Origin of the sequence: Prevotella scopos JCM 17725 (genome assembly GCF_018127785.1) — a bacterium.
In the GTDB taxonomy this organism is placed as follows: domain Bacteria; phylum Bacteroidota; class Bacteroidia; order Bacteroidales; family Bacteroidaceae; genus Prevotella; species Prevotella scopos.
In genome coordinates this window covers 1205578-1221356 of the sequence record NZ_CP072390.1, presented here as the reverse complement: position 1 = coordinate 1221356, position 15779 = coordinate 1205578, and the positions used below count along the sequence as shown (strand labels likewise).

12 protein-coding genes are annotated in these 15779 nt (G+C 39.7%); 5 read left to right on the top strand and 7 right to left on the bottom strand.

Going from position 1 to position 15779, the window contains the following annotated elements:
* Positions 1–25: 25 nt before the first annotated feature.
* Both J4856_RS10515 and J4856_RS10510 read right to left on the bottom strand, forming a co-directional pair.
* Complete coding sequence (locus J4856_RS10515; RefSeq protein WP_025838315.1) at positions 26–1558, bottom strand: ATP-dependent DNA helicase; 1533 nt, start codon at positions 1556–1558, stop codon at positions 26–28.
* 23 nt (positions 1559–1581) lie between these two features.
* Positions 1582–2466 carry a DNA/RNA non-specific endonuclease gene (locus tag J4856_RS10510; RefSeq protein ID WP_025838318.1) on the bottom strand — a complete coding sequence of 295 codons (885 nt, stop codon included), beginning with the start codon at positions 2464–2466 and terminating at the stop codon, positions 1582–1584.
* A gap of 1091 nt (positions 2467–3557) precedes the next feature.
* Here J4856_RS10510 and J4856_RS10505 point away from each other — a divergent pair.
* Genes J4856_RS10505 through J4856_RS10490 form a run of 4 tightly spaced genes read left to right on the top strand, consistent with a single transcriptional unit; the run spans position 3558 to position 6461 of the window.
* Entirely contained in the window at positions 3558–4379 is an 822-nt protein-coding gene (locus tag J4856_RS10505) for an ABC transporter ATP-binding protein (RefSeq protein ID WP_025838321.1), read from the top strand.
* Between the two features lie 20 nt (positions 4380–4399).
* Entirely contained in the window at positions 4400–5251 is an 852-nt protein-coding gene (locus J4856_RS10500) for a GIN domain-containing protein (RefSeq protein WP_025838323.1), read from the top strand.
* 19 nt (positions 5252–5270) lie between these two features.
* Positions 5271–6074 carry a hypothetical protein gene (locus tag J4856_RS10495; protein ID WP_025838326.1) on the top strand — a complete coding sequence of 268 codons (804 nt, stop codon included), beginning with the start codon at positions 5271–5273 and terminating at the stop codon, positions 6072–6074.
* Between the two features lie 27 nt (positions 6075–6101).
* Positions 6102–6461, top strand: a complete 360-nt coding sequence (locus J4856_RS10490; protein ID WP_025838328.1) for a GntR family transcriptional regulator — start codon at positions 6102–6104, stop codon at positions 6459–6461.
* A gap of 274 nt (positions 6462–6735) precedes the next feature.
* Here J4856_RS10490 and J4856_RS10485 read toward each other — a convergent pair whose 3' ends face one another.
* From J4856_RS10485 to J4856_RS10465, 5 genes are all read right to left on the bottom strand, one after another.
* A complete protein-coding gene (locus J4856_RS10485) occupies positions 6736–10716 on the bottom strand; it encodes a DEAD/DEAH box helicase (protein ID WP_306302197.1) in 3981 nt (1326 codons plus the stop codon).
* Between the two features lie 191 nt (positions 10717–10907).
* Positions 10908–11933, bottom strand: a complete 1026-nt coding sequence (gene recA, locus J4856_RS10480; protein WP_065367743.1) for a recombinase RecA — start codon at positions 11931–11933, stop codon at positions 10908–10910.
* 34 nt (positions 11934–11967) lie between these two features.
* Complete coding sequence (locus J4856_RS10475) at positions 11968–12288, bottom strand: TfoX/Sxy family protein (RefSeq protein ID WP_025838331.1); 321 nt, start codon at positions 12286–12288, stop codon at positions 11968–11970.
* A 4-nt stretch (positions 12289–12292) separates the two neighbouring features.
* Complete coding sequence (locus J4856_RS10470; protein ID WP_025838333.1) at positions 12293–13531, bottom strand: saccharopine dehydrogenase family protein; 1239 nt, start codon at positions 13529–13531, stop codon at positions 12293–12295.
* Between the two features lie 109 nt (positions 13532–13640).
* Positions 13641–14261, bottom strand: coding sequence for a DUF6621 family protein (locus tag J4856_RS10465; RefSeq protein WP_025838335.1), 621 nt, complete (start codon positions 14259–14261; stop codon positions 13641–13643).
* 148 nt (positions 14262–14409) lie between these two features.
* On the opposite strand from J4856_RS10465, the gene J4856_RS10460 reads away from it, so the two are divergent.
* Entirely contained in the window at positions 14410–15615 is a 1206-nt protein-coding gene (locus J4856_RS10460; RefSeq protein WP_025838337.1) for a hypothetical protein, read from the top strand.
* The last annotated feature ends 164 nt before the right edge of the window (positions 15616–15779 follow it).

The following is a 15779-nucleotide window of genomic DNA, read 5'->3' as shown; positions in this document are numbered from 1 at the left end:
GGTAGCTATTTACTTTTATCACTAGCTATTCCACTTGCGTTTTGGGCCAGTTGACGAGGTATAGATGTTCTGTGGCGCGAGTAAAGGCAGTGTAAAGCCAATGAATATAATCAGGCGTAAGCATTTCATCGGTCATATATCCTTGATCAAGATATATGTGTGCCCATTGTCCGCCTTGTGCTTTATGACAGGTGATGGCATAGCCAAACTTCACTTGTAAAGCGTTGTAATATTCATCTTCACGCACTTTCTTCATACGATCAGTCTTTAATGGGATGTCCCCATAGTCCTCTAACACACGCTGGAAGAGCTGCTCGTTCTGCTCTTGTGTCAAGGCTGGGGCTTCTGTCATCAGTGCATCAAGGATGACTGTCATCTCCTCTTCAGCATTATTATAGTCTGGAAACTCCAATGATACATCAGCAAAGCGGAACCCGTAGAATTCACGAACGTTACGAACACGTCGTACTACAGTGCGGTCGCCATTGGCAATGAAGGTAAGTGCTGGTTGTTCTATCTCCTTTCCATCTCCTGAAGGGAGTTGCGTAACCTGTTTTGTTGCTTGTGTAGTAAGGTTGTTTACATTATTTATAGCACTGTTGAGGCTGCCTTTGAGGGATGGGGAAGGGGTGGGATTGTTCTTATACTTATTCTTCACCACCATCAGCATGTCGCCTGTCGTTAGTTCCTCCTCACGTCCAAGAACCATGTTGCGAATGCCTTGATTGAAGACATTAGCACGTTTGTTGGAGCGAGTGATAACCATTGTTTCGTCTATTCCCACCTCAGAATAGCTGGAAGCAAGTCGCTCGATAAGTTCATCTCCTGGCACAATAGAGATGTCAGCAAAGCCATTAAAACGAATCTTAGGTAGCTGTGTAACCTCATCATGGGTTATCATTTGGCGAATAACTGTGGCATTATAGAGGATTCCAGAGTCTTGACTCTGACGGAGAACCTCGTTTAAATCACACTCATAGACAGTCAGGCCATAAGCACGAAGGACATCTGAACGTAGTGCAGGACTCTCTTCTTCACCTACAGGAGGGAGCTGTGCCTTGTCACCAACAAGCAACATACGGCAATTACGATCGTTATAAACATATTGGATAAGGTCGTCAAGTAGGCAACCACTGCCAAAAGTGCTATTGTTTGAGGACAGACTAATCATAGATGCTTCATCAACCATAAACAAACGGTCATGGAAGAGATTGACATTCAGATTAAATTTTCCGTCAAGTCCTGTAAATGCTTTTTCTCGATAGATTGAGCGATGAATCGTTGCTGCAGGCTGATTGGCATTCAGTGAGAATACTTTCGCAGCACGACCTGTTGGAGCCAATAGTGTTACCTTCTGTCGTAACTCCTGCATTGTACGCACAATCGCACCTGCTAAGGAGGTCTTACCCGTACCAGCACTACCTCTGAGAATCATTACAGCACGTTCATCACGGTCGGTCATAAAGCGTGCAAAGATTTCTACAGCATTTAACTGGTCGGCGGTAGGTGCAAAGCCGAAGTTCTGTAATATTCTGTATTTCAGTTCTTCATTTGTCATCGCTTAGAGTCTTTTCTCCTTCGTTAATTCCAATCTTTAATATCTGCTTGACCTTCTATCTGTTGTTCGATATCATCTGGAAGTTGTGATAAGAAGTCCATCCCCGTGATTCGTTCTACCTCATCTACAGAATTAACGTAATCGGTCTTCTTATGTCCTTTGGCAGATGCGTTCCTACAAATAAAACCAATAGCCTTCGGTTCGTCTTTCAAACGGAGGATAACCTTGAAGAAAGCTTCAGGTACTTGTATCTTATTTTTACCAATTGTCTTATGCTTTTGATTGAAATAGATAGGTCCACAGACGATATAGACATCGCCATATTCTTGTGCCCATGTGCGACATTGCTTCTCTATAGTGTTCCATAGACCACTGTTCAAGGCTGGTACTTGTGGACAAATATTCGTCATCAGGAAACTCTGTTCCATTGCTTTTTGGCTCCAATGGTTATCACCAGCAGGACACATGTGTCCACGATCGTATCCCGAACGCATATAATCATAGGTGTCAACGCGCGGTTCTGGTACCTCTTCATCTGCTTGAAAGTTAATCCCATTGCGCTTAGCTGGCCCGTTGGTATGGCTTGCAGTTAGGTGCCATGCCACCCAGTTAGGCGTACGTGTTTCTACATTGTATGAGGTTGTATAGCCCTCACGATAAAGTAGGAGAGACGGAACATTGGCTTTTCCGATAGGAATCTCCAAACCTTGTTTTGCTTCAAAAGACTTCTTTTGATTGGCATTCTTTTTTCTATCTGATGTGTTGAGAACATCAGCCTTATCGCTGTTATAGGATTCTACAAAGGGTTTGTCTAATGTTGAGAAATCTCCCTTCTTTTTCTCTCCTTGGCATGCAATTGCCAATAAGGACAGAGAAAGTATGATTGTTTTTAGGAATATACGGCTCATTTATTGTTGTTTTGAATTTAATGCTATTTATGAATAGGTGCGACTCTCCCTCATTAATCCTTTCCTAATGAGAACTGGAGAACTTTTCCGCCTCAAATAGTTGGTTAAGTATGTATTGGAAGTGCAGTATCTGCTTGTTGAGTTTCAAACTTTATGGTAAATTGTTTATGTTTACAAAGTTACTATTTTCTTATTATTTAATTGATGCTTTTCATTAAAGACTTCACTTAAAAGCTGTCTTTTATTTGCTTTTTGGGGTTTGGAGTATGGTTAAGAGCTTATTCTTTGATAGAATATTTTAGGCTCTATAACGAATCGTGTGGGTAATTCGTCATAGAGCAAAATATTGTCAAAAAGTATAGCCTCCAACGAAACATAACTCCAAATTGACCTTCGTTTTAATACGCTTAACGCACATTAAATCCCTACCCTTCCATATACAGCGATGGTGTTAATCCTCCGCACATGTGGTGCATACCATCCGCACCACATGTGCTGAGCACCCGCACCACTCGTGCGGAATATCAACACACAACCCACACGATTCGTTATAGAACCATATTTTACCTTTTAAGGTGTGAAATATGTTTACATAATTTCTTGCTTTTAAGTCTTTTGAAATGTATAAAAGTGGGTTTTGTGTTGTCTTTGTAACTTCCTTATATTCTGATTGTTATAAGGTCGAATTTTAAAAGGTGCTTAGTTGGCTTCTTAAAGGGCGTTAGTTAGACCTCAAAAAGGTATCTTTTGGGAGCTAACTAAGGCTTAATTCAAATGCTATTAAGCATGAATTGAAAATGAAATGAGGAAAATTTATTACAAAACGTGTTTTATAGTTGTCGCTCTATTCCATTTATACCTTATTGATATATGGCTATCTTTTTTCTTATAAAACCTATAGAGTATGATTGTTTAGTTGAGGCTGATTCTGAAAAAAATATTATTTTTTCATCACTTTTTTACTAAAATCCTTGCAAGTATTGATTTTTAATCTTACATTTGCAGTGTACTATTATAGTGGTACATATGAGTTAAAAACTGAGAATAAAAAATGCAATCAAATAAAACAATCTATTAAAAAGAAAAGCCTTATGATTCAAGTAAATGAACTGACTTTCAGCTACCCAAAAAGTAAGCATAACGTGTTTGAGGGACTGAATCTACAACTCAATGAGAACCGAATTTACGGTCTCTTAGGCAAGAATGGTATGGGAAAGAGTACGCTGCTTTATCTTATAGCAGGACTTCTGAAACCTAAGAAGGGTAGTGTAATCGTTGACGGTTACACTGCTTCGTGCCGCTATCCAGAGATGTTACAGGAGTTGTACATTGTGCCGGAGGAGTATGACCTACCCAGTATGTCACTCGCAAAGTACGCAAAGATTCACGAAGATTTCTATCCCCATTTCAACCAAAAGACCCTCAAGAAGTGCCTGACCGACTTCGAAATGCCTGTAGACATTGACCTTAAACAACTCTCTATGGGACAGAAAAAGAAAGTGTATATGAGTTTTGCACTTGCTACCAGCTGCCATCTGCTCCTGATGGACGAGCCTACTAACGGACTTGACATCCCGTCAAAGGCTCTCTTCCGTAAGGTTGTGGCAGGTAATATGGCAGAAGATTCATCGCTGATTATCTCTACCCATCAGGTGCGCGACGTTGAACAGTTGCTTGACCATATCATCATCCTTGACAACTCACAAGTAATTGTGAACGCATCAACTGAGGATATAACAAATGATTACACCTTCGGTATTCGTCAACCTAACGAGATGGATGACAGCGTACTCTATGCAGAGCCGTCCATTCAAGGCAACAACGTGATTGCACGACGTCAGAAGGGTGACAACGAGACTACTATCAATCTTGAATTGCTGTTCAATGCAGCAACAACAGGTAAACTTAAATAAAAACAAGGAGGACAACTTTTATGAATACTACATTATCAAAAACAATCAGAATCAGTCTTATTCTCGCTGCCTGCCTGTTCGTTTTCAGTTCCTGCATCCGTAAGAAAGCAGACTATGGGAAGGTGGTAGTCAAGAATATTCCTGTTGAAAAGTTCCATGAATTAGAGGTTCCAGCATCAGTTCCAGTTCATATCATACAAGGCAAGGAATGCTGTATAAAGGTAAAAGGACCGGAAGGACTGCTTTCATTTGTGAACTTCCATGTTGTAGAAGGAAAACTGGTTATCCAAATGAAGGAGTTGGATTCTGCATTTGGTATACCTTTCTATTCCTTCAAAACAGATAAACTAACCAGCAGAGTTGAAGTTTATGTCACTGCTCCTACCTTTACACAAATGACATTGTATGGTGCCTCACCCATCTTTTTCCCAGACTCTATTACACTTGACAAGCTGAATATTACTTCACCTGGTGCGAATAATATCAACATAAATAAAATGATGATAAATCAGCTGAACATTTCCATTGAGGGTGTTACTGATGTAAATATCAAGAATCTGACCGCCAAGCAAGCCAATTTTGACATCTCTGGGAACAGTGATATTGAAATGAACTCCGGATATGTAGATAATACCTCCTTCTCCATAGCAGGTAATGCTGACCTGAAAATTAGAAATCTGACAGCTAAGAAAGCCCGCTTTTCTGTTCCTGGGAATGCACGCTTAGACGTAAACTTCAACCGCACAGACACGGCATCCTTCTATATAATGGGTAATGCTGATGCCAAGGTCACGGGAACAACACGTCAGCCTATACAAACGATAACAGAGGGTAAAGCCGTTATCAAAGATGAAACAACAAGAATTAAATAAACATAAGGAGGATATAAATATGAAAAAAATTGATATAAACCGCTTCGGCAAAGTATTGAGCCGGCTCATTCTTGTTCGCCACCGCTCTATCGTTAAACTCTTCGCAGGTTTCCTTATAGGTTTCTTTGTCATTGCAATAATGTTTCTTCCGTTCTTTAACAGACAGCCTATGTCAGATGCTGATATAAGAATTAGGTTATGGGGAAATTCACCTTTTATCAGTGTAGTATTTGCAATGTCATTCTTCATAATAGCTACATTTATTATCAGCGACCTCGGTAAACGCCAGCAACGTATAAATGAAATGATGTTGCCTGCCACAAATCTTGAGAAGTTCCTTGCACGTGTCATACTCGTTTCCGTGGTTTATCCATTGCTTATTGCCATCGCCTTTATCGCTGCCGATGGATTGCAACAGCTGGCAACAATGCTTATTTTCTATGGTGGAAGAGCTTCCTTGGTCGCAACGTGGTATGAATACTGCCAAAGTTTAAGAATAGGTTCTCCATTATGGGTTAGGGTAGAAATAGTTCTTCTTACCAATTCATTCGCACTCTTAGGTGGTATGTTCTTCCGCAAGGCTGCATGGTTGAAGACGCTAATCAGCTTATTTGTCATCATCAGTTGCATTGCGATAAGCCTCACGATTTTTGCCTATCTTCTTTACGAGCACACCGACTACGAACTTGTCTTAGATGATAATGCACTCACCATTGTTATAAGCAACCTTATCTGTATCGGATTAACAGTCTTGATGTACTGGAGTTCTTACAAACTCTACACACGCCTGCAGGTTATCAACAACAGATGGAAGAATTTTTGATAAAGCGCTGATTAAATATTAAGGCTTATGAATTTTGAAAATAATAAGGCTATCTATGAGCAAATGGCTGACCGCCTATGCGATGAGATTATAGCTGGAACATATAAAACTGACGACCGAATACCATCTGTCCGGGAGTATGCCGTTATGCTGCAGGTGAATACCAACACAGCAGTGAAAGCCTACGAGCTGCTCTCTCGTGAGGAGATAATCTACAATCGGCGTGGTCTTGGCTACTTCGTCTCAGCTGGTGCACGCGAGCAGATTATGACAGCAAGGCGCAAGACTTTCCTTACCCAGTCTCTTCCCGCCATCTTTCGTGAGATGATTCTGTTAGGAATAACAATCGAAGAGATAGAGAAAGAGTGGGAGAAAGCGCAACAATAGTGACTTTTCTAAAAGCGTAATAAGTGAGAGTGCAGATTTTCATTCACGCAATCTGAATACAAAAATAGGGATGCATATACTTGTGCATCCCTATTCGTTGATACTTATTTCTTGAAGCAACTGAAGATAAAACTGAGTTTGCTGTCATTTCTGTCATGAAAAACTAAAAAGTAAGGCCCTTATTTTTAGCTTGTTATGAGTAAATGTTAAAATGACAGCAAACCTCTATTAAACATATAGTAGTATCTTAATATGTTTTCTCTCATTTTCCTTCTTATCTGTTATCTTGCAGCAATTCGAGTAGTTCTTCCTGTGTCATTGCATGAGACATATCAGAACCCTCAAGAAGTGAGTCGGAAAGGTTACGTTTTGTTTTATGTAAGCGTAGAATCTTCTCCTCGATGGTGTGCTGGCTAATAAGATGATAGACTGTTACGTCCTGTTTTTGACCGATACGATAGGCACGGTCAGTAGCCTGCTGTTCGATAGCAGGATTCCACCAAGGGTCAAGATGAATAACATAGTTAGCTCCCGTAAGGTTTAATCCCAATCCTCCAGCCTTTAGACTGATAAGGAAGAAAGGACATTTTCCAGTTTGGAACTCCTTTACTAACTTCTCACGCATAGCCATTGGTGTACTTCCGTCAAGGTAAAGATATGGAAGTTTTGCCTTATCCATCGCCTTTCTCACCTCTTCAAAGAAACTGGTAAACTGACTGAAAACAAGCGCACGATTGCCACTGTCGTTAAGACTTTCAGCCAGATCAATGAAAGCTAAGACCTTGCTGCTTGGTAGCTTCCATTTCTTGTCCACCAACGAACAGCTGCATGCCATCTGACGCAAACGAGTAATCTCAGCCAACGTACTCACTTTATCCTTATTATTTTTAAGGACCATAGCCTCCGCCTCACGTCTTTTAACCTCATACATCGACATCTCTTCTGATGATAGTTCGACAGGGAGTTTTATATCGTTCTTGGCAGGTAACTCATCAACAACTTCTGCTTTCGTTCTGCGCAAAAGGAAGGGAGATATCAGACGGCGTAACTGACTTTGACGTGCTTTGTCGTTTTCACCTTCAATAGGCAGGATAAACTTCTTCTTGAACTGTTCTGCACTTCCCAAAAGACCAGGATTAATAAACTGGAAGAGATTCCACAACTCTGCCAGATGGTTTTGGATAGGTGTACCCGTAAGGATAACTTTGCGTTGGGCCTTTAACTGCATGGCCGACTTTGACATTTTTGTGTTGGCATTCTTTATGGTATGGGCTTCGTCGAGGCATACCACATTCCACTCTCTTCCTGCAAGGTCTTCTTGTTGTGTATTCAATATACCATACGTCGTGATAATGACATCTCCTGCTTTTGCGTCTTTGATATCTTTTGAACGATCCTCACTCTGATTGAGAATGGTGAGGTTTAAGGATGGTGCGAATCGCTGAAGCTCATTGCGCCAGTTAGGTACGACAGAGGAAGGTGCAACAATCAGTGATGGTCCATTCTCGCTCTGTTCAAGCAGCAACGTGATCGTTTGAACGGTCTTTCCCAATCCCATATCGTCAGCCAAACAGACTCCTGCTCCCCATGCAGTCAATCTTGACATCCATTCAAATCCCTCCTCCTGATAATCGCGTAATTGTGCTTGTAAGGTCTTGGGAATGGTAGGAACTTTCTTACTACTCTCTTCGATGCGTTGGCGTAAAGCGTTAATACCATCATTATTCTGAATGTTCAACGCCTCATCGTTCCACAAATCACCTAACAAAGCTACGGCAGCTGGCGCCATCTGCAGATGTGAACGGCTCTCTGTCGTTATGGTGTCAAGACGTTTAAGAATGCGTGAAAGCTGATTGCTTAGCGTTATGAACTCATTATCACTAATGCGTATATACTTCTGCTGAACACTTTGATGCATTACTTCGAGCAACTTCTGGAGTGAAATAACGTGTCCTTCGCTGAATTCTACATCACCTTCTATCTCAAACCATCCATTCTTTGACTTGAATGAGATTTGTGCAGAGCTACTGCTGATGCCTGGATAAAACTTTATCTTATTTCCTTCAGCCCATTCCATTGTACAGATCTCTTTGTGTTCCTTACACCATTGAATAAAAGGTAAGAACGTGTTGATAGGAAGTGTTAGCGTTTCTGAAATACTTTGTGGTTTCCATGTTTCGCCCTCTTCAAAGAATTCTGCTTCAGCCAACCCCTCACTAATCATTTTAAGGTTGTTACGTTCTTTCTTTAGGTTGCGAACCAATTGTACTTTTTTACCCTCTTGTTCGGCAATAGTAGTGACATTTCCTTTCCCTGGCACATAGCAAAGGCTATCAGTGATACGCACCATGGCAGCAAGTTTAAAACAGTTGTCAGCAGAAGAAATAACACGGAGTGTAATCCAGGGTTCTACGTCAATACGCTCCAAGTCGTCAAGTTCAGCCACCATATTAGAGTGTATTTCTGTCTTTCCGCCAACAGCCTTAATCAACTGAATGAGTAAGGATTCCGCTTCAGCAGGATAAGTTTCTTGTGCTAATATTTCTTTATAGGTCTTATATTCAAAGTCAGACGGAGTAAAGACAGAATAGTCTGTTTCTGAATTCTTCTTATAAAAGAAAGATGTTTTTTCACCATTCTGCAATTCTATTACATTTGTAGAGACACTGAAAGAACCATCCGAACGTTTATCTATGATAAGGTGTGGATTGTCCTTATGAATCTTCACAGGCTGCAAGTCGTAGGTGGAACCAGTGTAAATATGGTCACAATCCACAAAAAGGTACAGATACTTCTCAATATAGATACTATAATCCCACGAAAAGATTCCTTCTTTAATACGCTGGTCAATACTATCTAAGCCCGGAATATCTAGATTTATAAGTTCACGAATAGAAAGCTCTTTACCTACAGACCAACTACCATTTTTCAACCTACGTTTAAGAATGGGAACAACAATTCCATAACGCAACAGATATACGAGCATTATGTCTCGAATAGTCTCTGTTGTTTGATTCTCTGCTGTTTGATTCTCCGCAATTAGCGTTTCAAGTCGAAGCTGCCAAAGAGATTTTACTTCTAATCGGCTCAATAGTGATGTACCACCGAAGTTTTTCACCAAATTTGCTTCAGAAGAACTACTCTCCATAATGCCAGTCTCCAGCTGTAAGAAAGCCCAATTAGGTGGGTCAATAGGCTTAGTTGCCTTTGTCGGAAGTATTCCAAAAGTCGGATACATCGTCCAAGTAAGCCATGAAACCATCTGCATATTAGGCTTCTTACACATGTCAAGGTAAGACTCTTTTTGTATGTTTGCATCAGACTTATCATAAAAATAAGCCTTCAACGGTTGTACAAGGAAGTATGTAGGCGTGTATTTTCTATCCCCATTACGCTTCATCATCGTTTCTAACTTCTTCAGAGAGGTCTCAGTGTTAGTAAAGATTGCTGCAAGCGAGAAATAATAATTAGCAATTGGATTTACAAAGATTCCCTTAATAAGAGCTACCTTATTATTAGCGGTCATCACCTTGGTGTATAGCCTATAGGCCAAAGCGTAATCTCCTTTATACAAGGCATCAATCGCAGCTATCTGAAGTGTAAAGATGTCGCTTACAGATGTTTTAAGATTAATACAGATTTTACCCGTTCCTAAATAGTAATAGTAAGCAAAGACTGATTCTAATTCACTTCTTTTAGCTACACTATTGCCTGTTTTTTTACGGTTGAAAACAAGTCCTTTTAAATATTCCCAGTCCATTATTCTATCCTGAGACATTGCCATACGAAGAGTTGCATTCAGAACAAAAGACAATAATTCTGTGGTCATTGATAGAAAGAAGCTCTCATATTCTCTTTCATCAATCAAGTTAAGGCAACAGTCATTGAATGAATCTAAGACTTGTGCATAGGAAGTTGATATTGCTTCCTCAGCATTTGTCGCTATATAATATATTATCAAACGCACCAAAGGAGATGGGGTGTCATTATCATAAGTCTTCTTATAAAGTCTGCGAATATTCTGTAATAATAGGCTGTTTTCTTCTTTGAAAAGTTCAAAGAGAGAAGGAATCAGCATATCCTTATTTATGTACAATACTTTTCCACCTCCGTAATTGTGAAGATTTACTTCTACCAGTAAACCATCGGTCATTAACCTTTTAAAAGCCAAATCGGAAAGAGATGGCAACATTATCTTCTCCAACAAGTTTGATAGTTTCTCCTTAGTTTGACCATATTTGTAAAAATAAGCCATCAGCATAAGGATTGTGCGCTCGCTAGAATTAAGGGAAGAGAATGAAAGCATAGAAAATACTTATAATTAAAAATGTATCCTTATTAAGATTTATAGGAATGGGTATTGATTAAGAATAAATAAAAACCTATGGTCTCAGGAATGCTCTTATATGAAAGAGTTATATTCAAGTTACCATAGGTTGGTGCTTTTTACTTTGTCTGCTCGACGATTGCGTTCTTAATCAAGCCTTCCAGCTCTTCAGCAAGTTCTGGGTTGTCCTTGATCATAGTCTTAGTTGCATCACGACCCTGTGCGAGTTTTGTTCCATTATAGCTAAACCAGCTACCACTCTTCTGTATGATACCATACTGAACGCCCAAGTCAACAATCTCACCAATCTTTGAGATACCTTCACCGAAGGTAATCTCAAACTCGGCCTTACGGAAAGGAGGGGCAACCTTGTTCTTTACTATCTTCACACGAACCTGATTACCGATAACTTGATCGCCATCCTTAATAGACGTGACACGGCGGATGTCGAGACGTACAGAGCTGTAGAACTTCAGTGCGTTACCACCTGTTGTTGTCTCTGGATTACCAAACATGACACCAATCTTCTCACGCAACTGGTTGATGAAGATGCAGCAAGTATTAGTTTTTGCGATAGTTGAAGTAAGTTTACGCAATGCCTGACTCATCAATCGTGCCTGCAAACCAACTGCAGAGTCACCCATGTCACCCTCAATTTCCTTCTTTGGAGTCAAAGCAGCAACTGAGTCGACAACGAGGATGTCAATCGCAGAAGAGCGAATCAGCTGGTCTGCAATCTCTAAAGCCTGCTCACCATTGTCTGGCTGTGAAATCCAAAGATTGTCAACATCTACGCCTAACTTCTCAGCATAGAAACGGTCGAAGGCGTGCTCAGCATCAATGAAGGCTGCAATACCGCCCTGCTTCTGTGCTTCTGCAATAGCGTGAATAGCCAGAGTTGTCTTACCTGAACTTTCCGGACCATAAATCTCAATGATTCTTCCACGTGGATAACCACCTACGCCGAGTGCTGTGTCAAGTGCAACACTACCTGTTGGAATAACGTCCACATGTTCTATTTGTTCGTCGCCCATACGCATGATGGACCCTTTACCAAAGTCTTTTTCTATCTTAGACATTGCAGCTTGCAGAGCTTTCAGTTTCCCTTCTGCTGCCGATGTCGTACTTGTATCTTCTTTTGCCATATACTATTATCTTTTTTTTCTGATTGATAAAATATTATTTTTTCTTCTTTCTACTCTTTGGATAGGGTAAAACCTCAGCTAAGGTCTTAACAAGCTTGACTGCAAAATCAGACCTTGAAACATCTAAAACGTAGTGTTCCTTAGCTCCTTCATAAGGAAAACCGCGTTCAGCAGACTGCATCATTGACTCAATTGCCTCGTGTTCTTTAACATAAGGTATATTGTCACAAACTATGATAACTGGTTTTTCGTCAACATAAATCATGTATTCGCCAAACATCTTTCTGTATCTTACCATTCCTGCAGAAGCTATCTGACTACTAACAAATTCAATAAAGTCCAAAGAGCAAGCCATCTTCTTATAGTTCTAAATCACCACCAAACTCTTCATGCCAAGGTAAGCCCTGTTTATTGAGTACCTCCAAGAACGGATCTGGGTCGAAGTCTTCCACATTCCATACACCAGGTTTACGCCAAAGTCCCTTAAAGAACATCATTGCACCTGCCATTGCTGGCACACCCGTTGTATAGCTAACACCCTGCATGCCTGTCTCGTTGTAAGCATCCTGATGTTTGCAATTGTTATAGATGTAATAAGTCTGCTCTTTACCATCCTTGATACCGCGGATGCGACAGCCAATAGAGGTTTCTCCATCATAGTTTTCACCGAGGTCTTGTGGGTTAGGCAATACAGCCTTCAAGAATTGTAATGGTACAATCTTCACCTTAGTTGTCTTACCAGAACCGTCTGCTAATGGTGCTTCGTACTCAATCTCGTCGATACGGCTCATACCAAGATTCTGAATACAATCGAGGTAAGTGAGGTACTGCTGACCAAATGTCATCCAGAAACGTGCACGCTTGATGGTAGGATAGTTCTTAACCAATGATTCCAACTCTTCATGGTGCATCAAGTAAGAGTCACGAGGACCAATGTTTGGATAGGTTATGTCTTGATGTACTACCAATGGCTCTGTTTCAATCCATTCGCCATTCTCGTAGTAAAGCCCTTTTTGAGTAATCTCACGGATATTGATTTCTGGGTTGAAGTTCGTTGCAAACGCCTTGTGGTGGTTACCTGCATTACAGTCAACAATATCAAGATAATGAATCTCATCAAAGTGATGCTTTGCTGCGTATGCTGTATAAGCCTGTGATACTCCAGGGTCGAAACCGCAACCAAGGATAGCTGTCAAGCCAGCCTGCTCAAACTTATCCTTATAAGCCCACTGCCAGCTGTACTCGAAGTGTGCCTCATCCTTTGGCTCATAGTTAGCGGTGTCAAGATAGTTGCAACCGCATGCTAAGCAGGCATCCATAATGGTGAGGTCCTGATAGGGGAGAGCAAGATTAATAACCAACTCTGGCTTGAATGAATTGAAGAGTTCTTTCAACTGCTCAACATCATCAGCATCAACCTGTGCAGTCTTGATGTCAGCCTTATAGCCTTTATCATGAATTGCCTTAACCAGTTCGTCACATTTTTCCTTACGACGGCTGGCAATCATGAACTCTGTAAACACGTCCTGATTCTGGACAATCTTAAAAGCGGCTACAGTAGCTACGCCACCTGCGCCAATCATTAAAACTTTTCCCATAGTTCAATCCAAATCCCTGTCATTCGTTCCAATAATCCATTCCTAAGAAAGTATCATGGAAGTTGATGCTGGGAATTCTTATTTTATTATTATTACTTTATTTTTATGTTTACTTTATCTTATGCTCAATTTCTGAAGAGGATATTCCCATAGCATTGAGGAGCGAATAGCCCAAAATCTGCTGTTTGAAGTTGCCTCCTTCTAATGGTTGCATTGCAAATAGTGTGACATGTTTTAACTCATCATCTACATCGCGAAGTGTAGAACGAAGCATACCCATAAAGTGACCATCCTCAGCATTTGGCACAATCATAATACGTTTTACCTCTTCGTGATTAAGGATTGTCTTCAGAAGGTCTAGAAGGGCGTCATCTTTCTTCGTTGCTTCATCACCTGTTGCAATGGAATTGATAATGAATTCTCCAAGGTGGTCGTCCTGAAAGGCTTGTCCATTTAGTTCTTTTCCATAATCAGCTGGGGCAAAATTCTCAAGTTTTGGATTCTTCCGATCATGCAAGAGTACCACTTGGGTCTCGTGATTACCAGGCTTCAAGCGTCCGTCAAGTGCAATGTTAACAGCCCACTGACTGAAGTCAGCAGCGGGAATGCGGCGGTTCAACATACGTTCAAAGTTGACGATGATGTCGAAGGCAACATGGTCAATGTAATCACCATCTGCTATGATGATGTTTTCGCTCCATTTAATGTTCTGTGCGTCTTGTGCATTCATAGCTACAAAGATACATTAAATCAAGCGAAATGCAAAATAAAAATTAGTTTTAATTTGATATGATGCGAATGAGAAATTTTATATATCTTTGTAATCTATTTGTGTTATTGTTCATATCGAAAAATATAATAAACTTAAAACAGTAGAAATGAAAAGACTTACGTTTACTTTTTTGCTATTAGTAACTACTATTGCTTCTTATTCACAAATATTCACGGACCAGAAGTATGACCAAATTGTGAAAGCACCTGAGATGTTCTGGCATTGTCCTGAAATAGACAATAATATGAGTTTGTTGTACTCTTTGAGCAATGATGATTACAAGATATATGCAGAAAATGTAAAGAAACGATTTCCTTTGAAAATAGACGAATCAAACGTTTCTGAAAAGTTTATTGCTACTACAGCAAAATTCACTATTGAATCTCCTCTATATAAATCAGAAAATCTTTTAAATCATGTTGCATCTTGGTTGCAAAATCAAAATGGTTTGAAAATAAAGAAAATAAATCTAGCTGAACACTTGATAGATGTGGAAGGAACTATAAATGTTGCTACACATCCTGCTTTCTTTTCTGTTTATAAGATTTCAATATCTCCCTTAATGAGCTTCCAGCTTATTGATGAAAATAAAATGTTAGTTTCTTTTTGGGTAGATAGATATATAAATGAAGAGTATTCTGATGGTAGATGTATAAGAAGTTTCAATCCTAAAATTTCAGATGTTTTTCCTTTTGTGCCAAAATCCGCTTATAAAACTTCTTATGCTAAAGGGTATGTAGGAACTTATCTTTATTTTTGGGACTTAATGAAAAAACTTTCAGAGAATCTTAATACAAATTTCAGGAGGGATAATAAACTTTTGAGTCAACTACACTATGAATATTCAAAAGATTCTCTGTATGCCAAATATGGAGAACCTACTAACATAATTAGAGGTAATAATCTCACTCCTGATGTCAATCATGAGTTACGCTTCTATGCGAATATGCAAAAGGTTGTATTCATGGGAAAAACAATTAACTTTAAGGATGTTATTAGTTGCGAAATTAAGGATGACCCACAACTAATTCCAGGTCATACATCGTCTTATATTGGTGGTATTTCGTTTTGGGGTTTTGAGTTTGGTGGTGCAGAAACGTCAAGAACGCCTGATAAAACGATTCATAATTATGTTGTTAATGTAAAGATTGATGATTTGAGTGCACCTTCATTGCATATTGTAACAGGACATGATGCACATAAAGCAGAGGAGATTGCTTCAGCTTTTGAATATATTATAAGACATAAACAAAGTAAAGAAAAAAACTCGGACAATCGAAATATATCTACACGGAAACGCAATAAAAAATAAGAGGAATATCAACTATTATCTAATTTTTAATTATCAGTCACCTTTATATAAAAATGGCTCTATAACGAATTGTGTGGGTAAAAGATAATGCGATATGTACTTACCACAGAATATTACCATTATAAAATTCTCTGTTTTGGTATAATCTAACGGATGCTTCTCCT